Origin of the sequence: Glutamicibacter sp. 363, from assembly GCF_052379505.1 — a bacterium.
Lineage (GTDB): Bacteria > Actinomycetota > Actinomycetes > Actinomycetales > Micrococcaceae > Glutamicibacter.
This window is the reverse complement of record NZ_JBQSYR010000013.1, coordinates 44,985-66,461: the sequence shown is the minus strand read 5'-3', so window position 1 is coordinate 66,461 and position 21,477 is coordinate 44,985. Positions and strand designations below refer to the sequence as shown.

The window sequence follows — 21,477 nt, the reverse complement described above, 5'->3', positions numbered from 1 at the left end:
GTAGGACTATAAATACAAGCCTAATATCGGGGCTAGGGAGTCGTTCCAAGTCCGGCGCCGAGCGCCCGGATATGTGCAGGAAAATGCTCCCAGACACTCGCTATATCGAGGAGGAGCAATGACTGCAGCAGCTTCCGCATCGGGGCGTATGACGCCGGAGCAGAAAAGGGTCGCCGGTGCGACAATGGTGGGAACCACCGTGGAGTGGTACGACTACTTCATCTATGCCAATGCCGCGGCGCTGGTGTTGGCTCCGCAGTTCTTCACGCCGGCCGAAGGGTCGCTCGGTTCGATCATCGCCTTCGCCACCGTCGGCATCAGCTTCCTCTTCCGCCCCTTGGGGGCCGTGGTCATGGGCCGGGTTGGCGACCGCTATGGCCGCCGCGCGGTGCTGATCACCACGCTGATCATGATGGGCGTGGGCACCACGCTCGTTGGCCTGCTGCCAACCTACGCAACCATTGGCGTCTGGGCCCCGATTCTCTTGATCTTCCTGCGCATCGTCCAGGGCTTCTCCGCCGGCGGCGAGTGGGGCGGGGCCGCGCTCATGGCAGTGGAGCACGCCCCGGACAATGCCCGCGGAAAGTTCGGCGCCTTCCCGCAGCTTGGCGTTCCGGCGGGCATGCTGCTGGCCTCGGCGGTCAGCGCGATTATCGCCGCGGTGCTCTCCGCGGAGCAGTTCATGGCCTGGGGCTGGCGCATTCCCTTCCTGCTCAGCTTCGTGCTGATCCTCATCGGCCACTACATCCGCGTGAAAGTCCAGGAGTCCCCGGTCTTCCACGAGCTGGAGAAGACCAAGCAGACCGAGACCGCCCCGCTGTCCACGCTGTTTCGCAAGCACCCGAAGAAGGTCATCCAGGCGACCCTGGTGTTCATGGGCAACAACACCGCAGGCTACATGCTCACCGGCGGTTTCATTCTCGGCTATGCGACAAACAAGCTGGAACTGAACGCCGGAGACATCCTCAATATCATCACCATCGGTTCGGTGGCCTGGCTGATTTCCACCTGGTTCGGCGGCGTGCTTTCGGACAAAATCGGGCGCAAGAAGATGTTCATCATCGGCTGGGTGCTGTTGCTTGCCTGGCTCTTCCCGCTGTTCTTGCTCATCGAAACCGCGAACCTGGCTTGGGTCACCGTGTCCTTGGTGGTCTTCGGCGCCTTCATGGGCTTCTCCTACGGGCCGCTGCCGGCGCTCTACGCCGAGCTCTTCCCGGCGCGCATTCGACTTAGCGGCGCCTCGATCAGCTATGCGCTGGGTTCGGTGGTCGGCGGCGCGTTCGCGCCGACCATTGCCGCCGCGCTGGTGGGCAAGTTCGATACCACCGTGGCGGTATCCACGTACCTGTTCATTTGGGTGGCCACCTCGCTGCTCGCGACCCTGACGCTGAAGGACCGCACCGGAGCGGACCTGTATCCCCAGGATGGGGACACCGAGAACGTTGATCTTGGAAAGCGGAATGAGACCGGCCCGGAAAACCTCTGAGCTGAAAGCGGTCCCTATTCTCGGGTGAAAGTATCCGCGGCCGCGCCGTCGGTGGCCGGATCTTCCAGATCCGCTCCGCCGATGGCTTGCTCTTGCCACTGGGTCGCGCGCCAATTTCCGGGGGAGCCCTCGAGGATGATGGCCCCGGTGTTGGATACCGAATGCTCCGCGGAGAACGCGGCGTCCAGGTTCTCGCACCGGGCTGCGGCCCAGACGCGGATGATGGCCCCATGGGTGAAGAGCGCCGCGGTCTGCACACCGGAGGCTGCCGCCTCGGCCACGGCTTCATCGAAGCGTGCCAATTCGGATGCGCCGTCCGGACCGCCGCCGGGCATCGGGGTTTCCAGCTGTCCGTCGGCCCATCCGAGGGCGACGGACAGGTAGGTCTGGACGGACTGCGGGTCGTTGGCCATCTCCAGCGCGCCGGCGGAGATCTCACGCAATCCGCTGCGCACGGCGACCTCCAGTCCCAGGGCGTCGGCCAGCGGAGCCGCAGTTTGCTGGGTGCGCACCAGGTTCGAGGCGTAAATGGCCTCGATGCCGGTTTCGCCAAGCAGGGCCACCAGGGCTTCGGCCTGCTGCTGCCCGAGCTCGGTCAGCGGCGCTCCCGGTTCCGCCGTGTCGAGGTGGTGCCCGACGTTCGAAGGTGTTTGTCCGTGGCGAATGAGGAAAAGGCGCATGGGATCATTGTGCCCATTGCGGCGATGCCTTGGGTAGTGCGCCACGCGTTGAAGGCTCTTGGGCGTCATAGCGGCGGTGCTCATTTATGGCGGCGGCTGGTGGGTATCCTAGGCGTGCTGGATCGAGTTCAGCGGCGAGTTCTTGGGCAGCAGAACCATGACCATCGCCAAGCCCAGCGTCCCGAAGAACGCGCTCACCCACCAGGTGGAATTCCATCCGCCGGTGAGGACCACCAGCCAGGCGACGAGCATCGGCCCGGTGAAGTTTCCGATATTGAATATCTGTTGCATGAGGCCCATGGCGGCCGGGGCCGAGCCGCCCTCCGGTGCCAGATCAACCGCCAAGCGCGTCATCGTGGCCGGAACGGCGGCACCGCAGAGCGAGAACAGCCCCACGCAGAGCACCTGAACGAGCACCAGCGATGCCGGGTAGTCGATCGCGAAGGTCAATAGGGCCATCACGGCCATGACCGCAAAGGAGGCCAGCAGCATTTTCTTGCCGGCGATTCCGCGGTGCAGCAGCAGCCCGGTGATAATCGCTCCGAGCGCGTTCAGCCCGCCGACTACCGCCGAGAATAACCCGCCGAGGATTGGCGACAGTCCGTCTTCACGGAAAATGGTGGGCAAGAATCCGACGATTGCCATCCACTGCACGGTGTAGCAGCCGAAGATGATGCCGCTGATCCAGATGCGGCCGGAAGCTGCGGTCACCACGATTTTCCTCAAGGCTTCCTTGGCGCTGGTGCCTCCGCCCGGGGCAGAGGCGGAGACGAACTTGAGAATCAGCAGGATCGGGAGCACGGTCAGCACCGCAAGAATGAACCACCAGCTCTGCCAGGAGATGAAGCGCAGGGCAACCGCTGTGCCCAAGACGCCGAAGAAGGTGGCGATACCCATGAAGGCGGCCCACCAGCCCACCGCCAGATTCATGCGGTGCAGCGGCGCATGGGCGCGCACCAGGCCAGGGCCCATCACGCTGCACATGATCACCCCGACCCCCTCGATAATTCGCGTGCCCAGCAGCATCCCGGCGTTGGGGGAGAAGGAACCCAGGGCCGAGCCGAAAATGAGCAGGAGCAGGCCGAGGATCATGATTTTTCGCTGGGAATAGATTTCGGCGAGCAGCGACATAGCCAGGCCGCCGAGCATGCCGGCGACCTGGACCACCCCCAGCAGCACGCCGGAGAGGATCAACGAAATGTGCAGCTCCTCTTGCAGCACCGGAAGCGCCGAAGGGAGCTTCCAGATATGCAAGGCCGCCATAATGCCCGCAAAGACCGTTGTTATCCAGGCCGCATCCGTGCGCTGATGCGCGATAGCCGGGGTGGGTCCTGTCGCCATGCCACGTCCTTCCACGCTGGATCACGCGCAAAAAGTTCCGTGATCCGAGACATACGCATGGATTCTTTCATGCTCCGCCGCATCAGGCGCCTTTGTAACGCTTGATGTTGCACCGCGCATGGCCAGGCGGGGCCGGATTGCGCCATCACGCGCCTTCCTGGCGGCCGTCGGGAGTGTGCGGCGGCCTGTGGTGAGCCAAATGAATTCTTCATTGACCGGCAACCTGGGATATTGACAATCATCGATGTATTGCCGAAGATTAGATATCGATAGTCATCGATGTCTAGCGACGTACGTGTTGATGGTTAAGCGAGCTGGACCATGCTCTTCCAGAGCTGACGAGTTTGCCGTGGGTGTTTTTTATGCCGCCGGTGTCAAAAACGCCTTGGATAAATCACCGATCTTCACAAAGTTGCTGCGTAGCGATGAGTTGCCAGCTGAGAAAAAGGAATAGGGCAGTTCACATGACTTGGACACCGAACGACACCGATCCCACCAAGGACACCCACGTATTGGGCCGGATGTCCGAGCATTTAGCCGAACGCTACGCGGGCACGTTCACTCCCGAGATGATAGAACGCTATGTCTTCGAGTCGTATGCCACCTTGGGGCGTACCGCACGTGTGCGGACCTACCTGGCGGCCATTGCCACCCGCTTCGCCGATGACAGACTGCGCGCGCTCGCTCAATCCATGGGCAGCATTGCCAAGGACAATCCACAGGTATTATTCGTTTGCGTGCAAAATGCCGGGCGTTCGCAGATGGCCGCCGCATTGCTCGCGGAAGTATCCGGCGGGCGGGTGGAGGTCCGCTCCGCGGGCTCGTTGCCCGCCGGAGAGATTCAGCCATTGGCGGTGGAGCTGCTCAAGGAACACAATATTAGCTTGGAAGATGCGTTCCCCAAGCCGCTCACCGATGACGTGGTGCGAGCCGCCGACTATGTCATCACGATGGGGTGCGGTGACACCTGTCCCATCTATCCAGGCAAGCAATACCTGGACTGGGACGTCGCCGATCCGCAGGATATGACGCTTGACGAGGCGAGGGGAATCTACGCCGACATTGAGCATCGCGTGACCGAGCTCTGGGAACGCATCCAATCCTCCTGAGCAGCCGGACCGTCGCGGCCGCGTCGCGCTATGCTCCCGAAATGCCTGCCGGTGCAGGTTCCGCGGTCTTGGCCTCGGCACGGGCCGGCTTTTGCGGTGCGCGCCGCATCCCGGCCACGGCCACCGCGCAGACCGAGGTCAGCACCAGGGCAATCGCCGGGGTGAGCGTGGTCCACGGGGCGCGCTCCACGTAGCCGATGCCTTCGGCGAGCAGCAGGCCCCACTCCGGCATGGGCGGCTGCGCGCCGAGACCCAGGAAGCCGAGCGCGGCAAGCGCTAGGGCAACGCCCGGAAGGCGCAGCATGCCGTGGCGCAGCAGCGCCGGAAGCGTTGCGGGAAGAATATGCCGGGTGAAGATCTCGAAGCGTGACATCCCGGCCAGCGGAAGCCAGCGGATGTGGCCCATGGCCCGCGCCTCGTCGATCAGCGAGGCGGCATGCGCGGTCAGCGGCGGCCAGGTAACCCACAGCACCGCAAGCGCGGCTCCGCCGACGGAGGGGCCCATCAGCGCCGCAATGATCACCCCGGCAAGAATCGGCGGCGTGGCATTGGCGATTTCTGCCGGGCCGCGGGAGATGTCGCCGAGCACCGCCAGCAGCAGGCCGATGATGATGGCGCACAAGACGATCAATACCGCGGGGGTGATCGTCCCGAGCGTTCCATGGGCGACCCGCGCAAGCAGATCGCGTCCGCTGGAATCCGCGCCGAAGGGCAAGGAGAGGCTCGGCGCGGCCAGCCGCTGGTGCTCGATCGCATAGGGGTCCCGGGGCAGGCCGAAGGCGAGGATCGCCAGCAGCGCGGAGCAGGTAATTATCGCGGTGAAGCGTGCGATCCGCCCATCGCCGCGCGCCTCGGGCGCCGGAGGCAGTGAGCCCGGTGGAAGCGGTCCGCCGCGCAACCAGCGCCTGGCCAACGCGGTGAGGGTGCCGATGAGCACCGCGGCCCCCGCCATGAGCAGCACCCCGGCCTGCAGGGCCGGGATGTCCTGGGCATTGGCCGAACCGAGCAGATAGCGGCCGAGTCCGGGAATCGCGAATACCTGTTCCACGGCCACCGCGCCGCCGAGCAGGCCGATGAACACCAGACCCAGCTGATCGATGGTTGTCGCGGCCGCCCGGCGCAGCACCCCGGACAGGATGACCGGGGCGCCGGCTCCGGCCAGACGCCAGACGTTCACCCAGGGTTCCTCGCCGGCCCCGGAGATCGCATCCGCGAGCAAGCGTCCGAGCAGGCCTCCCGCGGGGATGCCAAGGGCAAGGGCCGGGAGGATGGCGGTCTCGAGGCCGGTCCAGCCGTAGGGCGGCAGCCAGCGCAGCTGCACCGAGACGATGACCAGCAGGATGCTTGCCAGCAGGAATTCGGGCAGTGCGGTCAGTGCAACGCCGACCGGCCCGGAACCGCGGTGCTCCAGGCCGCGCAGCGCACGCACCGCGGCCGGGGCGATCAGGCAGCTGGTGACGAGCAGCGCAACGATGATGGCGAAGGCGGTGAGCGTGGCGGAGACGGATACCGCCTGCCACACGCCCGGACCGATCTCGGCCCCGCTGACCCAGGAATTGCCCAGATCCCCGCGCAGCACCGCGGACCACCAGCGCAGGCTGGAGGCCAGCGGGCCGCCATCGAGCCCCAGCTGCTCACGGATTGCCGCCAGGGCTTCGGGCGTGGGCTCCAGTTCTGCGTAGCGCGCCCGCAGCACCGCGGCGACCGGGTCGGTACGCGAGAGCCAAGGCAGGGCGCCGGCAATCAACAGCAGCACCACGCCGCTGAGCAGGCGTGAGACCAGGGAAAGCAGCTTGTTTTGCCGCCCGCCGGGACGTCTGTTTTTCATCGGGCAGTTGCCTTACTCGGCGCCGAGCCGGGTGGTGGCGGTGATCAGCTGGCGTTCGCGCGGATCCCGTGAGGCATCCTGAAGGTCTGGAACTTCGCCCTGGATGACACGTTCGTGCAGCAGTGGAATTGCGGCATCGGTGCCCAGAATCCTGGCTTCGGCCAGCATGATCTGGTGCGGGCGTTCTTTGCCGGCTTCGGTTTCCGCGGCGGTCTCAATCCCCTGGTCAACTTCCGGGGCGCAGAGCTGGGAGATGGCGAAGCCGCCCTCGCAGCTGAAGTCCGAGGCGAAGTAGGCCACCGGGTCCCCGGAGTCCAGCACCGTGGCCCGGGAGAGGATGAAGGCGTCGAATTTTCCGTCCAGGGCATCGGCTTCGATGTACTGGTATTCGCGCACATCCTGGCTCACCTCGAACCCTGCGGCTTCCAGCTGCGCTTCGAGCAGCACCGCCACCTCGGGAAGCTCCGCCCGGTCGGTGAAGGTGCCCAAGCTGATCTCCACACCCTTCACCTTGGCCGGTTCGGCCCGGCCGGCCAGCCGCTGCTGGTAGTCGGCGTCTTGGCGGTAGTTCGCTGCGTAGGGCAGGGCCGGGCCCAGCAGGCCGTCGGCGATATCTGCCCGGTTCTCATAGACCGAGCCGATAATGGCGGCGCGGTCGATGGCCTCGCGTGCCGCGGCGCGGACGGCCGGATCCTTGAATGGTCCTTGCTCGGTATTCAGGTAGAGCGTGTTGGTGCGCGGCATTGGCACTTCGGTGAGCAGTTCCTGGTCCACCGAAGCGGCCTGCCCGGCCGGGATTGCCTCCACCACATCGGCTTCCCCGGTGCGCAGCGCCGCGGCGCGGGCGGTGCCGTCGGGGACGAATTTCACGTCGATGCCCGGGGCTTCGGCCGGCTCGCCCCAGTAGCCGTCGAAGCGGTCCAGGGTGGCGCCCGAGACGCCGTCTACGGCCACGAGCTGGAAGGGTCCGGTGCCCGTGCCGAGCGGGTTCACCCCGGATTCCGTGTAGGCGGCCGCGTCGAAGATGGCCAGCTGCGGGCTGGAAAGGCGCTGGGGCAGCAGCGGATCGGGGTCCGCGGTGGTGATGCGCACGCCCCGCTCGCCGCGCGGCTCTACGGTGAGCTCGGTGCCGTTGAGGATGCGCGGCACCGGGGTGGAATCGATGGCGCGGCGCAGCGAGTTCACCACCGAGTCCGCGGTCAGCGGCTGCCCGTTGTGGAAGCTGACACCTTCACGAATGCTGAAATTCCAGATCAGCTCGCCTTCGCGGGTCCACTCGGTGGCCAGCCCAGCGGTGGCGTCCCCGGCATCATCCAAGTTGACCAGGGTTTCCGCGGCGGACCAGCGGGAGAGCTTGAAAGCATCGTCGCTCAGCGGGCTGAGTCCGGAGCGCGGCGGCTGCATATGCGCGACGGAGATGCGGTCCGCGGAGGCTTCTCCGGGGCTGGCGGTGGAAAAGCACCCGGTGAGCGTGAGCGCGCCAACCAGGGGGAAGAGGAGCAGTGCGAGGGTTCTGGAACTTGGTCGAATCATAGGTTGTCTATTCCTTGGCTAATTGAAGAGAATTTGGTCCGGTGCACTGATGCGCACCGTGCGCGTACACCGCGCGGCAAGCTGGGGGTCATGGGTTACCAGAAGCAACGCCACTCCCGAAAGTGCGATGGTTGCCAGCAGGTCGGCGGATACCGCACGCGCAGTCTGCGGATCCAGGGCGCTGGTCGGTTCGTCGGCCACGAGCACCGAAGGGCGCACGGCCAAGGCCCGGGCAAGGGCTGCGCGTTGCGCCTGGCCGCCGGAAAGCTGGCTCGGGCGCCGATCGAGCAGCATCGGGTCGAAATGCGCGAGCTCGGTGGCCCGTACGATCAGCTGGTCGGCGGATTCACCTGGCAAGAGCCGCTCGATGGCATTTGTCATTGACTGCCGAATCGTCCAGCGCGGCACCAGAGCGGCCGCCGGATCCTGCGGGACTCCCTGCACCAGCCGGCGTCGCTGCGCGCAGACCAGCTTGTGCGGTGCGGCCCATTCGTGGCCCTGGACGTTGATCCGGCCGGAGGATGGGGCGCGCAGCCCGAGGACAATCTCGGCGAGCGTGGTTTTCCCGGCTCCCGAGGCGCCCACCACGGCGATCGATTCACCGGCCGAAATGTCAAAGGTCGTCGGGGCGAGCACCTGCCGCTCCTTGGTGCCACGCCCGTGCGTGGCGCTCACCTGGGCTACTTCCAGTAAGGCCCGGCTCATGTCCGTGCTCGTTTCTTGGCGGGTCCGGCCGACGTGATGACCTTGCCGGATTCCAGTGCCAGCCGGCGCGTGGCCAGCACCTCGGCTACGGCCGGATCGTGGGTGACCACCACGAGGGCCTGCCGAGCGGTGATGACGCGGTCCAGCAAGGCCAGGGTCTGGTCACGCGATTCGTGGTCCAGGGCGCTGGTCGGTTCGTCGGCGAGAATCAGCGGGGCTTCGCTGAGCACTGCCAGGGCGACCGCGGCGCGCTGCGCCTGCCCGCCCGATAGTTCCGCGGGCCTGCGCTGGCTCAGCGCCGGGTCACTCAGCCCTACGGCGGTCAGTGCCTCGTGGACCTGGCGGACGCTCTTGCCGGTGACCTTGCGCAGCTGCCGGGCTAGCGGGAGCAGCGGGTGCAGGGCATCGAGCCCGCGTTGCGGGATGAGCCCGATGCGGGTGAAATCCACCGTGCGGGTGCCGGTGAAAGCCAGGCCTGCGGCCCACCGTCCGGTGAGCGTGGCCAGCAGCAGGGACTTGCCGCTGCCCGAGGACCCGGTGATGACAAGGCGTTCGCCGGGGAACAGCGCAAGCTCATCGATTTCAAGCAGGGTTTGCTGCTGCCGGACGGCCGTGACACGAGCATTTTTCAAGCAGATCAGTGGGCTCGCTGGCGCAGCGAGCCCGGTGTTGGGCTGCTGCCCCAGCGCGTGGCCAGTTGTGGCGCGCTGAGCGAGGGTGCTCTTAACAGTCATAATGAGAATGATTATCACTTAGATTAGACTATTGGCGCAAATCCTGCGGTTGCGCGGCGAGCAGCGGTGCCTGCGGAGGGAATGCAGGATGGGGGCCGGACCGTTCGGCGAGGCATAGTTTCTGCAGGTATTCGTTGAATTTGGCGGTGGGCAGAGTGGTGGGAAATCAAAATCGAAACTTATACTTGCGTATTGCTAGCTAGTTCCGATCTTCCATGTTTAGACTTGCCAAACTGGGTAGCGGTGGAGGTCACACCGCATTCATTGTGCCAAGCACTTGTCAGCAGGATTTGTCACCGCCCGAATGCGAGTAATGATCATGGATAGTGTAGGAACTCTGAGTCCTTTCAACTCACCTACGGTGAAACTGGACAGGCTTTTTGACGCGCCTCGCATTGAGGTTTTTGCAAAACTGGATTTGCTGCAGCTCTCCGGGAGCACCAAGGAGCGCACCGCCGGAAGCCTGATCGATGCCTTCATGCGATCGGGCCAGTTGCAGGCCGGCGGCATGGTCGTCGAGTCGACATCCGGAAATCTGGGCATCGCCTTATCCAGGCAGTGCGTGGTGCGCGGGATCAAATTCGTGGCCGTGGTCGACGAGAACGCCAATAAGTCGGCGTTGGAAATCATGCGCGCCTACGGTGCCGAGGTTGATCTGGTGCTCGACCCGCCGGACGGGAACAGGCTCGCCGCCCGCCGCGCCCGGGTAGCACAACTGCTCGCCGACAATCCGGGCGCGGTGACTACCAACCAGTATGGTTCACCGCATAATCCCGAGGCGCATTACTCAACCACCATGCCCGAAATCATGGAAGCGCTGGATGGGCGTCTGGACATGCTCTTCGTCGCCACAAGCACCACTGGCACACTTCTGGGCTGCCAGAAGTACGTGCGTGAGCATGGTTTGTCCACCGAGCTGGTGGCTGTGGATGCGCTGGGTTCGGTGCTCTTCGGCGGCGACTCCGGCAACCGGCGGCTACCCGGACTCGGGGCTGGTATTGTTCCGGCGTTGGCCCTGCAATCCGAACCGGATCGAGTGTGCCGAATCGAGGAGATCGAGATGGTCCGCGGTTGCCGGTGGCTCGCCCGGCGCGAAGGGATTCTGGCCGGAGCGTCAACCGGGGCGATTGTCTCCGCCGTGGATCAGCTGCTCCCGGAGATTCCGGATGGTTCACGCATTGCCTTCCTGATCCATGACTCCGGGGTGCCCTACCTGCAGAGCGTCTACAACGATGACTGGGTCCGCGAGAATCTAGGTGAGGAACCGGATCTGGATAACTCGCAGTCATTGGAAGACTCTCCGGCCCGATGACCCGCATTGCCATGATTGGCGGCGGACCGAAGTGCTTGTTCGCCCTGCTCGAACTCAACGATGCACTGAATAAATGTCAGGAAAATGCAGTTCAGGTTGATGTCTATGATCCGTATCCGCCGGGGGCAGGCAGGGTCTGGAACGCCGGCCAGCCGCGTGAGCTGCGGCTGAACGTCAACTCCCGCATCATCGACGCCTCGTCCAGTTTGTGCCCGCAGAGCTTTGATCAGTGGTGGGCCTTAGGAGGCGAAAATGCTGAAGGGGAGAACCCCTACCCCGCCAGAGCCTTGGTCGGGGCGTACCTGAGCGAGCAATTCGAACGGCTCGCCGAATACGGGCGCCTGAACCTGGCACACCGGCCTTCGGTAGTCACCGGCGCCGTGCGCCATGGGATGCAGTGGGAAGTCTCCACCGAGCAAGGAGCCGAACTCTATGACGAGGTGGTGCTCGCGACCGGGCACGGACTGGCCGGATACCGTTCGGAAGGCATGCTTGGCGGGGCACTCAGCGCAGCGCAGCTGACGGTTGAAAGTGAAGCCGATTCAATAGGCAAGGTGCCGCCGGGAAGCAACGTTCTCATTCGCGGTGCGGCATTAACTGCCTATGACGTGGTTCTGACCCTGACCGAGGGGAGGGGCGGACGCTGGGAACAGGTAACGAGCAAGAGGTTCGCCGAGGTGCGCTATCTTCCCGGTGGGCAAGAACCTGCGCGCATCATCATGACTTCGCGAACCAATATCCCGATGAGCCCCAAACCGCAGCGCATCCCAGCAAGCCTGCGCGAGGTACTGGATGACTTTCGAACGCAAATTCGCCATTGGGGAGCGGCGAACGCAGCACCAAGTACCAAAGCCAATGATCAATACGCAGCTGATCTGGAAGGGCTGTGGCAGATCCTGCTGGCTTGCGCCCTGCGGTGCACGCAGCGTAGCGGCATCCGTGCCTCCGCCACGGAGCTGTTCAACACCGTACTTGCCGGGCACTCCGAAGCGATGGCTGCACTCAACTCGCCCGCCGAAAAGCTGCGTGCGAGCCTCCGAGCCAACCGCGGCGAGGATTCGGCCACCCACGAATGGATCTGGGCCATTGTCTGGTCAGGGCTCTATGCGCAACTGGTGCAGTCGCTGTCCAGAATCCAGTGGGGTGCCGCGAACCGCGTGCGGTTCAACCGCCTGGCAACGAATCTCGAACGCATGGCTTTCGGTCCTCCCGAACCCACCGCACAGAAGCTGCTGGCACTGTTTGATGCGGGAATACTCCGCCAAGAACCAGCTGCCGATGCCGCAACTGCGGATGCGATAACGATCGACGCGGTGACCGCACCAGCAGGGGCGCTCAGCGGCCCGGCACCGGAGGGACGCCCGGCTCATTCCTTGTTCGGCAGCTTGCTCGCGAACCAAGAAATCCAGATCCGCCGCGCAGAACGCGGGCTGCTGACGGACGCCGACGGTACCTGCTTGAACGCCCGAGGGGATCGGAGCGAATCGCTGGCTGCCCTGGGCAGGCCCACCGAAGACCCCACCCTGGGCCATGACACCTTGAACCGCGCCCTGCACCCGGAATACCGGGCTTGGGCTCAGCGAGTAGCAACGAAAATTACCTCCGCAAGCCAGAAAGTAGCTCCTTGATGCCACCACTGATGCACGGAACCGCTCCGCTCACCGCTCGTCTGGAACCTTGGATGGAGCGGCTCCTGGCCGACCCGGGGCTATGCCAAGAATTGATTGAAGAACATGGCTCGCCATTGAACCTCCACGATTTCTCGGCGATGAGCCGGAATATCGGGGAGCTGCGACAAACAGCGGAGGAACACGGGACCGATTTCCAGATCTATTTGGCGCGCAAGGCCAACAAGACGATCGGCGCCATCGACCAGGCCGCGGCGGAGGGTTGCGGCGTCGATGTGGCGAGTTTCCGCGAACTCGACCAGTGCCTGAAACGTGGAGTTCCGGCAGACCGGCTGATCGTCACGGCTGCGGTCAAGTCAGCGGAACTGCTCACCTTGGCGGTGGACAACGACGTGGTGCTGAGCTTGGATAATGTTGACGAGGCGCTGGATCTGCTGGATATTGCGGCGGAGTCCGGCCGCCGAGTACGGGTCGCGCTGCGCCTCGCCTCCACAAACCCAAAGATTGCTCCCACACGTTTCGGGCTCCGTGCGGAGCAGTGGCTCGACTTTCTCGAGTCTGCGGACCGAACCACGGGCTTGGAGGTGTGTGGCATCCATTTCCATCTCAATGGGTACAGCGCTCAGCAGCGGGCATTGGTCCTGGCCGAATCGTTGCGGCTCATTGATGCGTTGCGGGATTTGGGCCATGCCCCGGAATTCGTGGACATGGGTGGCGGGATCCCGATGTCCTATCTGGATGATGCCGCGCAATGGACCGGTTTTTGGGAGGATCTTGCCGCCTTGCCCGCTGGGGATGAGTCCTTGACGTGGAAATCCGATCGGCTGGGCGCCAACGGAACCGAGCCAAGCGGCTCGGTATATCCCTACCACCAGAAATTGATCCGCGGAGAATGGCTGAAGCAAATTCTTGCAAGCGACTCCGAGGGAGCGGGTGAGTCCGTCGCGCAAATGCTCAAAGAACGCGGCATACAGCTGCGCTGCGAACCCGGCCGGACGCTGCTGGACGGTTGCGGGATGACGCTTGCAGAGGTGGCCTTCGTCAAGACGCGCAGCGATGGACTCCCGTTGGTGGGTCTGCATATGAACAGAACCCAGTGCCGCTCAACGTCGGCGGACTTCCTCGTCGATCCTTTGCTCCTCCAAACAGGCACACCACGAAGCGAGCGCGTCGCGCTTAGCGCGTTTTTGGTGGGGGCCTACTGCATCGAGGAAGAGCTGATTTTGCGGCGTCGTTTCGAATTTCCGCAAGGTGTGGCCGCAGGAGACCTCGTGGCTTTTCCCAATACCGGCGGATATTTGATGCACATCATCGAGAGCGGATCCCATCAGCTGCCCTTGGCGCGCAATCTTTGCTGGGATGCCGGGGAATGGGCTCAGGATTCAGTCGATAAGCAGAGTATCGAGATGGAATTGGCGTGAAATTCTGTTAATTCGTCTCGACATTGGGGTATCGCGTGACCGCCACAGATAGCCGCTGACACATGTCGACGGAGAGCAGGACCAGCGCTCAGAGTCAGGTTCTGTCGATCTTCGCACTTTCTGTTCGACGTCTTGACTGAGAGGGACAAAATGACTGGCCCCTGATTCAAGGACAAACTTGGCTGGGTTCCCGAAAAGTAGTCCAGTGACTTTGTGAGTAATCGTATCCGGCATTGGACACAGGGGAAATCACAGAAACAATGGCACGCAGGCACACCCCAGACCAGGTCATCGTTGAAGTCCGTAAAGGACAAAAGTTGCTCAACGAAGGCCACCCGATGATCAAAGTCATCAGGGAACTGCAGATCACCGAAGCCACCTGGTACCGCTGGCTCAACCAGTACGGATCGAAAGAAAAAGCCGAAGCCGGCAAACGCACCCAAGAGCTGGAAAAGGAAAACGCCCGCCTAAAAAATGCTGTTAGCCGATTAGCTGCTCACCAACGACATCCTGACCGAGGTGGCTATGGGAAAATTCTAAGCCCCGAACCACGCCGCCTGCTAGACGAATCAGGAATTAGGATTGCTTAGCCCAGCTGGGTGTCCAAGGCATCTCGGATGTCCCCGCAAACCGAGTTGAGCAAGGAAACCACATGGGGACTTAGCAAGCTCTGCGCGCGAGAGATCGGAGCGCTCAAAGATAAGGCCAGCGTCCGGTGCTGCTCGAATATTCCGATGTATCCACCTATTGCGGCGAGTTCCGGTTCGGTCCGGCCGATGTTAATTGCATATTTCCTGGCCCGTACCTGCGCAAGTTCGGACAGCAACTGCGCGAGGCCGTCTTCGTCCAGCTCGTTCCCGTAGCTCCGGGTTGCCCGGCGGCGGTAGAGCTGGACGATGGCCGCATCGGAGAGGGCCGACAGTGCGGCCAGCCCGGCGGCGGAGGTGCCGGCAGCCAGCACCGTTCCCGACCGGTCGCCGATCCGCACCAGCTGTGGGCCCTCGACGCTGTGCAGGAAGTGGACGTTGACGCCCACCCGCTCCACCAAGTTCACGGTCTCACCCGATTCGGCGGCCAAGGCATCGAGGTGCGGGCGTACCGCGGCCACCAGTTTGCGCACCGGATTCGGAGACGCATCCAGGCGCAGGCTGGGGCCGGCGCAATAGCGCCGCTGCTCATCCTGCAACGCGAATCCCCGGTAGACGAGGGTCGCCATGAGCCGGTGGGCGGTGGAAGGCGCCACACCGAGCTCCTTGGCCGCGTCGACGACGCGCACCCACTCGCGCTCCTGGAGCAGAACCAGCAGCTTCAGGGCGTTTTCGACCGACTCGATGGCATGGGTTGGTCTCTTGACGATCCGATTACTTTTCTGCACAACAGAATTCTACGGGCTAGCGAGTTTCGTTGATCCGCGACCGCGTCAAGGTCAGACAAGTGCCGGTGAGCGCATGATGCCGGCGAAGAAGCTGGCCAGCTCAGAGTGTGCGTCCAGCGGCAGCACGTGGGCGACGTACTGGTCGGGGCGGACTACCACGATGGCGCCGCGCTCGCGGTCGATGCCGCGCGCTTCGAAGATGTCGTTCGCCGTGTCCGCGGTGAAGACTTTCTCGTAGTCGATGAGCCCCAACGGCGCCTTGCGCGGAAGCAGGAACGCGGGCACCTCTCCCGGTTCCACCTCGCGGTGGCCCTGCTGGAGCACCGCGCGCACGTCGAAGACCGCGTCGTCGTCGGACCCGGCGGGGGTGAAGGAGCGCACCGGTGAGGAGGGGTCCTCGGCAAGGAAGGCGCACAGCGCCGCCAGACGGGAATCGGCTGCGTCGGAACGTGCGGCGTCGGCGAACGCGTAGATTCGCCAGCGGCCGTCGGCCAGGGCCTGATGCCCGAGCTGAAGCGGCTTCGCGTCGGCGAGCCGGATCGCCGGTGAGGAGTGGAAACGCTCGCCGACCGGGAAGTCGGAAGCCAAGTGCTCGTGGGTGTTCGGTCCGGTGATCATGCTCGGGGAGTAGTCGGTGGCGAATCCGGCAGTGAATCGACCACCCTGGGTGAAGATGCCCTGGCGTTCGGCGGCGTCCATGCCGCCGGCCTTAGGGTTGGCCGGGTCCTTGGGTTTGGCCGCCATGGCGGTGGACCATTTGAGATCGAAGTCGATCAACTCCTGGGCAATGACCTGGCGCTCGGCCGAGTAGGTGTCCAGCAGGGACTCGGGGCTGCGTCCCTGCAGCACGGCTGCCAACTTCCAGCCCAGGTTGAAGCCGTCCTGCATGGAGACGTTCATGCCCTGGCCTGCCTTGGCGCTGTGCGTGTGGCAGGCGTCCCCGGCGATGAACACGCGCGGGGTGCGGGTGCCGCGGTCTTCGGGAAGCACGTCGTCGAAGCGATCGGCAATGCGCTGGCCCACCTCGTACACGCTCCACCAGGCGATGTCCTTCACGTCCAGCGTGTAGGGGTGCAGGATCTTCTGTGCTGCCTCGATGACCGAGTCGGAGGTGAAGCGCCCGCGGGCCTCGCGGTCGCCCGGGTCGATGTCGCCGAGGTCCACGTAGAGGCGCACCAGGTAGCCGCCCTCGCGCGGAATCAGCAGGATGGATCCGCCGGATGCCGACTGGATGGCCGCCTTCAGGCGGATGTCGGGGAAGTCGGTGACAGCCAGCATATCCATGACGCCCCAGGCGTGGTTGCGGGCATCGCCTTGCATCTTGATGCCCAGCGAACGGCGGGTGTTCGAGCGGGCGCCCTCGCAGCCCACGGCGAACTTGGCGCGGACGGTGATGTCGTTGCCGGGTTCCTCGCCCGTGCGTCGCAACGTCGCGGTGACGGGGTAGTCGCCGGCCTCGGCGACGGTTACATCGATGAGTTCCAGGCCGTAGTCGGGGACCAGCCGGGAAGGGGAGTTGGCCATGTGCTCGAGCAGCAGGTCCTGCATGCGGGCCTGGTTCACGATCACGTGGGGGTACTCGGACAGGCCGTCGGCGACGTCCTGGATCCGGCCGGTGCGTGCGATGCCGTCGGCGGAGTCCGGGCCCCAGAAGCTGGTCTCATTGACCCAGTAGGCCTCACGCATCAGGCGCTCGGCCAGCCCGAAGCCGTTGAACATCTCCACGGTGCGGCAGGCGACGCCGTCTGCGTGTCCCAGCTCGAGGGCCGCCTCGCGGCGCTCGATGACCAGCGTGGAGATCTCGGGGAACTCGGCCAGTTGCGCGGCAAGGACCGACCCGGCGGGGCCGGTGCCGGCGACGAGTACGTCAACCTGTTTGGGGAGTGTTCCCGTGGTCCGGCGTCCGGGGGCCGCGGGACGGATGTCGGGGTCGCCCGGGCGGTAGCCATCCTGGTAGAACTGCATGGTGCTCCTTGCTCTGCTGCGCCTTGGGCGCCGTGATCTGAATTGCTTAACGTAGGGCTGGTTGTTTCAAATTCACCAACAAATTCTGCACAAAGGAATGCTGGTAGTTCGTTGTGCCTGCCTCCAGAACCGGTGACGGCAGCCAAATTGCCCAGCTTCCATACAGCAGCTGAGCAAGATTCCTACTCTGGCAGTGGTGGAGTAATTGATGGCGGAAGCCTTGCTGCGATTCCACCTTCGGTGACCCGAGCGCCGCCGCTCTAAGTAGATGCGAAGAGAAACACGAGGTGGCAATCTTTGAGATGATCAGCTTCTGACCCATGGAGCTGAGACCGGGCAACAGGTGCGCTATGCAGCTACCACCTGCTTTCTGCCACCCGAGCGGAGCTACTGCTGCGCTTGGGGCGGGGTGAAGAGGCCCAGCTGGAATACGGTATTTCGGGACGGAATGAACCGCGGACCAGTAGCTCGGTGGACACTACGCTGAAGCCCATGGCAGCGCTCATTTCCTATACGACTTTTGACAGCATTGATGCTTTCGCCCAATCGGTATTCTGGGGTCAAGTTCTCGGTTTTCAACAAGCCCCGGATGATCCGAACGTTGCCGGGGGACGAAGAGCGCATGATCTTCTCCGCCGACGGTACGCAGCGCTTGCTGTTCATTCAGGTGCCCGATGCCAAACAGGTCAAAAACCGTGTGCATCTTGATCTGAAACCTACCAATGGCACCCGCGACGAGGAGCTAGCCCGGTTGCTGGCTCTGGGAGTGGAAGAAGTTGATGATCTGCGTAATCCGGATGGAACCGGGTGGGTGGTTCTTGCCGATCCGGAGGGCAACGAATTCTGCATCCTACGCAGCGACGCCGAACGCGAAACTTTAGAAAGGGACGTGAACTTGTAATTCGAGGGGCTAACGTTGGGCCATGATACAAAGCCAAATCACCCTCGGAGCAATCAACCTCGAGGCGGAGAATCCCCAAGCCTTAGCGACTTTCTGGGCCAGCGTCACCGGAAGTGAAATTTCCGGTGGCGGAGACAGCTTTTATTTGCCGCCCAACGGGGCCGGCGGGTTTGGCATGTTCTTCCAGCCGGGTACGCGGCCACGCGCTGAATCGCAGGTTGCACACTGGGACCTCACTGTTCCGTGGGGTTCACGCGCCGAGGAAGTTCAACGAGTAATCGCCTTGGGAGCCATGCATAAGTGGGATGTACTCGAAGAAGTGGCGCACGTTCAGTGGACCACACTCGCCGACCCGGAAGGCAATCTTTTCTGCATCGCGGAACACCCGCCCGTCAATCAGTAGCAGGTAGCCGGTGACCTCTTTACAGGGAGGTCACCTCGGGTGGGTCTATTCGCCCAAGTGCCTTCCGACATTGTAATATTTCGAGATTCCGTTCTTCGGCCCCCGGGCACCGAGGAACATCGCGTTGCTGGTGTTCCGCGGGCTGTTCCTCACCATGTGGCCGCGCGGGTCGAGCATCCGCGGCAAGCGCAAGCAGCCGCACGCCCTGGGCAGCATTCTGAATGTTCGTCGCCGGGAATATCCTGAGCGAGATCGGCTGACCCTTAGCGCTCACCGCGCACCTCGCAGACAATCTGGCCGCGATCGCTGAAATTGTCAGTGCGGACTCAAACCCGAAGGGGCGTTACCGGCAGCGCATCTGGACCCGGAAGATCCATCCATTGCGGCGCTGCCGCTGGGAGATCACCCCGGCTGCAGAGGTCGCCGAGCTGGCCGCATTCTTGGCCAGCGGACGTACCCGACACGTCACCGGAGCGACAACCGATATTATCGGTGCCGACTACGTACGCTAGAAGGACCAGTCAACAGTGTCTTTCTGCGTCCGAGAACCCAACTACGGCGCACGGTGGCCCCAACGTTCCTAAGGAATCCATGTCTAACCAGCTTCCAACGGTGACCAGCACACCGGTTCAATTGAACCGCTTCATTGCCGATTGCATGCAGGCATTAGGCGCATCCGTTACGGACGCCGAGTACATGGCCGGGCAATTGATTTCCTCCGAATTGGCGGGGCACGCCTCGCACGGACTGCGTCGCCTTCCCGAATATGTGGATCGGGCGCTCGCCGGACACGCGAAGCCTGGAGCGCAAGCGACTGTGGATCTGGACAGCGGAGCCTTGGTGCGGCTGGACGCGCACGAAACTTATGGGCACTTTGCGCTGCGTGATGCGACCGCGCTCGCCGTAGAACGATCCAAGAAGTACGGAATTTCGGCGGTAGCGGTGCACAGCAGCGAATATGCCGGGCGGCTGGCGCCCTTCTGCGAACAGGCCGCCGACGCGGGTGTGGTGACGCTGATCTTCGGCAATAACAATGGCGCAGGACAGATCGTGGTGCCTCCCGGTGGGTCGCAGGCGCGGCTCTCAACGAACCCGTTGGCAGCCGGGGTGCCTCGCGCCGAGGCGCCTCATCTGGTGATCGACTTCGCGACCAGCGCGGTGGCCAGCGGGCGTCTCGCCGAAGAGCGGGATCGCGGCAACACGCTGTCCAAGGAATGGGTGGGCGCCGACGGGCTGCTGAAGCCTTTCGGCGGTTTCAAAGGCTTCGGTTTGGGGTTGCTAGTCGAGGCCCTCGGCGGAGCGCTCTCGGGTTCGCAGACGGTGTCCGAGCGGAAAACCGCAGACCACCAGGGAACGCTGATCATCGCCATCGATGTGGCTCAACTGCGTGACCTGGAGGAGTACACGGCACAGATTGAAGAATTCATCAGCTACGTCAAAGACAGCGAGCTGCAGGATGAGACCGAACCCCTCCGGGTACCGGGGGAGAGATCTCCGGTTCCGGCGCAGATCGAAGCGGCCACGGCCATCACGCTGAACGTGAAGACCTGGGAGAACATGCAACGAGTGGGCGCCGCGCTTAATGTGGAGATGCCAACGGAGATTTGAGAGCTTCCAACGGATACCGCGGAACTTTTCCCAGCTGGCCGCGCCATGATTGATTAACGGTTATGAGATTTCCAAGATAGCGTCGCTGAACCGTTGAATCCGGTTGAAGCCCGGAGAGCCGGAGCCTGCCATGAGGACTTTAGGATCTCTCCGGGTAGGTCCCGTCTCCCAGATCCGGATTCGCCAAGGACTGCAACGGATCATTAATGAATATCCGCCGCCCATCCATGCGCAGCCTGCGCAATCCTTCAAGGGTCATGCGGCGCGCAACATCCGTGAAGGAATGCACGCGGGACATATCAACGTGGACTTCACTCAGTGAAGTGGAATCGGCCATGAGGTCCAAGAGCTCCGCGGCCGCGGTGAATTGCACGTTGCCCTGCAGGGTGAACACCTCGCGGCCACCGTCGCGCTGCACACCGACGACCTCCAGCCGGCCGTGGCTTGGCGCAAACAAATGCAGTCCCATATCCGCAGACAAGCGCTCAAATGCACGCCGGGCTCGCTGGCTGTTGCCGTGCTCATCAAGTCGCGGCGAGAAGCCGCCGATACCCACCTGGTCGGGAAGCACTCCCACCAGGCCGCCGGCGACTCCGCTCTTCGCGGGAATGCCGACCCTGGTGAGCCAGTCACCGGCACCGTCATACATTCCGGCGGTGGCCATGACCGCCATGACCTGTCGGGCTACGTCCGTGTCAATGACGCGCTCGTGAGTGCGCGGCTGCACCCCGCCGTTGGCGAGGGTGGCCGCCATCATCGACAGGTCGGCCACAGTCACCAGAATTGAGCATTGGCGCGTGTACCCGGCGACTACCTCATGCGGGTCGCTGGTGAGGATTCCGTAGCTGCGCAGCATATGCGCGGTGGCAAGATTTCGATCCGCGGTGACAAGCTCGGAGGCGCAGACGCTTTCGTCGATGCGGAGTTCACGGCCGGCAAGCTGGGAGAACATGCTCAGCGTGCGCGCCACTCGCTCCTCCGGGTCCGCGCGCTCGCCGACGAGCAAGCCGTGCGTGGCGATGGCACCGGCATTGATCATCGGATTCTTCGGACGGTGAGTGCCGCCTTCAAGGGACAGTTCGTTGAAGGCCTCGCCTGAGGGCTCAACGCCAATGGACTTCAGCACCCGGTCTATTCCGCGGTCCATGATCGCGGCGGCATAAGCGAAAGGCTTGGAAATGGACTGGATGGAAAATTCTGTGTCTACGTCCCCGGCCGAATAGGTGCTTCCCGTGCCGGTGGTGACCGCTAAAGCAAACAGATCAGGATCTGCTTCTGCCAATTCCGGGATGTAGCTCGCAGTTGCACCAGTGGTGTCTTCGCGGAGCGTGCCAAGAACTTCGTTGAGGTAGTCAGGTATGGGAGTTTTCATGGCTTGGATCCTCATCGGCAGAATTGAACTAGCGGGGATTGGCTCGATATGGTGCGTTTCGAAACGGGCAAACTTT

18 protein-coding genes and 1 pseudogene are annotated in these 21,477 nt (G+C 63.4%); 10 read left to right on the top strand and 9 right to left on the bottom strand.

Annotation, left to right across the window (positions count from 1 at the left end; genetic code table 11):
- Positions 1-118 precede the first annotated feature (118 nt).
- A complete protein-coding gene (locus ACT3UA_RS09580) occupies positions 119-1,486 on the top strand; it encodes an MFS transporter (RefSeq protein ID WP_096288399.1) in 1,368 nt (455 codons plus the stop codon).
- A gap of 14 nt (positions 1,487-1,500) precedes the next feature.
- Here the strand turns inward: ACT3UA_RS09580 and ACT3UA_RS09575 are convergent, their stop codons facing one another.
- Positions 1,501-2,250 (bottom strand): histidine phosphatase family protein, encoded by a 750-nt coding sequence (locus ACT3UA_RS09575; protein ID WP_444616185.1) that lies wholly within the window; start codon positions 2,248-2,250, stop codon positions 1,501-1,503.
- Between the two features lie 24 nt (positions 2,251-2,274).
- Positions 2,275-3,507, bottom strand: coding sequence for an MFS transporter (locus ACT3UA_RS09570; RefSeq protein WP_444616183.1), 1,233 nt, complete (start codon positions 3,505-3,507; stop codon positions 2,275-2,277).
- A 464-nt stretch (positions 3,508-3,971) separates the two neighbouring features.
- Between ACT3UA_RS09570 and ACT3UA_RS09565 the strand changes: the two genes are divergently transcribed.
- Positions 3,972-4,616, top strand: a complete 645-nt coding sequence (locus ACT3UA_RS09565) for an arsenate-mycothiol transferase ArsC (RefSeq protein WP_096288403.1) — start codon at positions 3,972-3,974, stop codon at positions 4,614-4,616.
- Positions 4,617-4,644: 28 nt separating this feature from the next.
- On the opposite strand, the gene ACT3UA_RS09560 is transcribed toward ACT3UA_RS09565, so the two are convergent.
- From ACT3UA_RS09560 to ACT3UA_RS09545, 4 genes are read right to left on the bottom strand one after another with little or no spacing between them, the layout of a single operon-like run.
- Positions 4,645-6,444 carry an ABC transporter permease subunit gene (locus tag ACT3UA_RS09560; RefSeq protein WP_444616181.1) on the bottom strand — a complete coding sequence of 600 codons (1,800 nt, stop codon included), beginning with the start codon at positions 6,442-6,444 and terminating at the stop codon, positions 4,645-4,647.
- Positions 6,445-6,456: 12 nt separating this feature from the next.
- Positions 6,457-7,977, bottom strand: coding sequence for an ABC transporter substrate-binding protein (locus tag ACT3UA_RS09555; RefSeq protein ID WP_096288407.1), 1,521 nt, complete (start codon positions 7,975-7,977; stop codon positions 6,457-6,459).
- Between the two features lie 18 nt (positions 7,978-7,995).
- Positions 7,996-8,682, bottom strand: coding sequence for an ATP-binding cassette domain-containing protein (locus ACT3UA_RS09550; RefSeq protein WP_096288409.1), 687 nt, complete (start codon positions 8,680-8,682; stop codon positions 7,996-7,998).
- Positions 8,679-9,416, bottom strand: coding sequence for an ATP-binding cassette domain-containing protein (locus ACT3UA_RS09545; RefSeq protein WP_444616178.1), 738 nt, complete (start codon positions 9,414-9,416; stop codon positions 8,679-8,681). Before ACT3UA_RS09545 ends, ACT3UA_RS09550 begins: the two co-directional genes overlap by 4 nt.
- Before the next feature lie 313 nt (positions 9,417-9,729).
- Here ACT3UA_RS09545 and ACT3UA_RS09540 point away from each other — a divergent pair, with 313 nt between their 5' ends.
- From ACT3UA_RS09540 to ACT3UA_RS09525, 4 genes and pseudogenes are all read left to right on the top strand, one after another.
- Positions 9,730-10,728 (top strand): pyridoxal-phosphate dependent enzyme, encoded by a 999-nt coding sequence (locus ACT3UA_RS09540; RefSeq protein ID WP_176484267.1) that lies wholly within the window; start codon positions 9,730-9,732, stop codon positions 10,726-10,728.
- Positions 10,725-12,356 (top strand): FAD/NAD(P)-binding protein, encoded by a 1,632-nt coding sequence (locus tag ACT3UA_RS09535; RefSeq protein ID WP_096288413.1) that lies wholly within the window; start codon positions 10,725-10,727, stop codon positions 12,354-12,356. Before ACT3UA_RS09540 ends, ACT3UA_RS09535 begins: the two co-directional genes overlap by 4 nt.
- Positions 12,356-13,777 carry an alanine racemase gene (locus ACT3UA_RS09530; RefSeq protein WP_444616175.1) on the top strand — a complete coding sequence of 474 codons (1,422 nt, stop codon included), beginning with the start codon at positions 12,356-12,358 and terminating at the stop codon, positions 13,775-13,777. Before ACT3UA_RS09535 ends, ACT3UA_RS09530 begins: the two co-directional genes overlap by 1 nt.
- Before the next feature lie 260 nt (positions 13,778-14,037).
- Positions 14,038-14,334: pseudogene (locus ACT3UA_RS09525) on the top strand (transposase); the annotation flags it as partial.
- A 29-nt stretch (positions 14,335-14,363) separates the two neighbouring features.
- Here ACT3UA_RS09525 and ACT3UA_RS09520 read toward each other — a convergent pair.
- Positions 14,364-15,152, bottom strand: a complete 789-nt coding sequence (locus ACT3UA_RS09520; protein WP_096288415.1) for an IclR family transcriptional regulator — start codon at positions 15,150-15,152, stop codon at positions 14,364-14,366.
- A gap of 51 nt (positions 15,153-15,203) precedes the next feature.
- On the bottom strand, positions 15,204-17,117 hold the full coding sequence (locus tag ACT3UA_RS09515) for an FAD-binding monooxygenase (RefSeq protein WP_444616173.1): 1,914 nt from the start codon (positions 17,115-17,117) through the stop codon (positions 15,204-15,206).
- 589 nt (positions 17,118-17,706) lie between these two features.
- Between ACT3UA_RS09515 and ACT3UA_RS09510 the strand changes: the two genes are divergently transcribed.
- From ACT3UA_RS09510 to ACT3UA_RS09495, 4 genes are all read left to right on the top strand, one after another.
- Positions 17,707-18,018: a VOC family protein gene (locus ACT3UA_RS09510; protein ID WP_444616171.1), complete on the top strand. Its 312-nt coding sequence runs from the start codon at positions 17,707-17,709 to the stop codon at positions 18,016-18,018.
- A 22-nt stretch (positions 18,019-18,040) separates the two neighbouring features.
- On the top strand, positions 18,041-18,421 hold the full coding sequence (locus ACT3UA_RS09505) for a VOC family protein (RefSeq protein WP_444616169.1): 381 nt from the start codon (positions 18,041-18,043) through the stop codon (positions 18,419-18,421).
- Between the two features lie 380 nt (positions 18,422-18,801).
- Positions 18,802-18,933 (top strand): hypothetical protein, encoded by a 132-nt coding sequence (locus ACT3UA_RS09500; protein WP_444616167.1) that lies wholly within the window; start codon positions 18,802-18,804, stop codon positions 18,931-18,933.
- A 79-nt stretch (positions 18,934-19,012) separates the two neighbouring features.
- A complete protein-coding gene (locus ACT3UA_RS09495) occupies positions 19,013-20,029 on the top strand; it encodes an Ldh family oxidoreductase (protein ID WP_444616165.1) in 1,017 nt (338 codons plus the stop codon).
- Positions 20,030-20,168: 139 nt separating this feature from the next.
- Here ACT3UA_RS09495 and ACT3UA_RS09490 read toward each other — a convergent pair whose 3' ends face one another.
- Complete coding sequence (locus tag ACT3UA_RS09490) at positions 20,169-21,401, bottom strand: glutaminase (RefSeq protein WP_444616163.1); 1,233 nt, start codon at positions 21,399-21,401, stop codon at positions 20,169-20,171.
- Positions 21,402-21,477 lie beyond the last annotated feature (76 nt).

Bases quoted from the DNA above. Each gene is read 5' to 3' on its own strand.
- ACT3UA_RS09545 (WP_444616178.1), bottom strand. From the start codon at position 9,416: ATGACTGTTAAGAGCACCCTCGCTCAGCGCGCCACAACTGGCCACGCG.
- ACT3UA_RS09580 (WP_096288399.1), top strand. From the start codon at position 119: ATGACTGCAGCAGCTTCCGCATCGGGGCGTATGACGCCGGAGCAGAAA.
- ACT3UA_RS09540 (WP_176484267.1), top strand. From the start codon at position 9,730: ATGATCATGGATAGTGTAGGAACTCTGAGTCCTTTCAACTCACCTACG.
- ACT3UA_RS09505 (WP_444616169.1), top strand. From the start codon at position 18,041: ATGATACAAAGCCAAATCACCCTCGGAGCAATCAACCTCGAGGCGGAG.
- ACT3UA_RS09565 (WP_096288403.1), top strand. From the start codon at position 3,972: ATGACTTGGACACCGAACGACACCGATCCCACCAAGGACACCCACGTA.
- ACT3UA_RS09570 (WP_444616183.1), bottom strand. From the start codon at position 3,507: ATGGCGACAGGACCCACCCCGGCTATCGCGCATCAGCGCACGGATGCG.
- ACT3UA_RS09490 (WP_444616163.1), bottom strand. From the start codon at position 21,401: ATGAAAACTCCCATACCTGACTACCTCAACGAAGTTCTTGGCACGCTC.
- ACT3UA_RS09515 (WP_444616173.1), bottom strand. From the start codon at position 17,117: ATGCAGTTCTACCAGGATGGCTACCGCCCGGGCGACCCCGACATCCGT.
- ACT3UA_RS09530 (WP_444616175.1), top strand. From the start codon at position 12,356: ATGCCACCACTGATGCACGGAACCGCTCCGCTCACCGCTCGTCTGGAA.
- ACT3UA_RS09575 (WP_444616185.1), bottom strand. From the start codon at position 2,250: ATGAGCACCGCCGCTATGACGCCCAAGAGCCTTCAACGCGTGGCGCAC.
- ACT3UA_RS09550 (WP_096288409.1), bottom strand. From the start codon at position 8,682: ATGAGCCGGGCCTTACTGGAAGTAGCCCAGGTGAGCGCCACGCACGGG.
- ACT3UA_RS09555 (WP_096288407.1), bottom strand. From the start codon at position 7,977: ATGATTCGACCAAGTTCCAGAACCCTCGCACTGCTCCTCTTCCCCCTG.
- ACT3UA_RS09560 (WP_444616181.1), bottom strand. From the start codon at position 6,444: ATGAAAAACAGACGTCCCGGCGGGCGGCAAAACAAGCTGCTTTCCCTG.
- ACT3UA_RS09535 (WP_096288413.1), top strand. From the start codon at position 10,725: ATGACCCGCATTGCCATGATTGGCGGCGGACCGAAGTGCTTGTTCGCC.
- ACT3UA_RS09495 (WP_444616165.1), top strand. From the start codon at position 19,013: ATGTCTAACCAGCTTCCAACGGTGACCAGCACACCGGTTCAATTGAAC.
- ACT3UA_RS09510 (WP_444616171.1), top strand. From the start codon at position 17,707: ATGATCCGAACGTTGCCGGGGGACGAAGAGCGCATGATCTTCTCCGCC.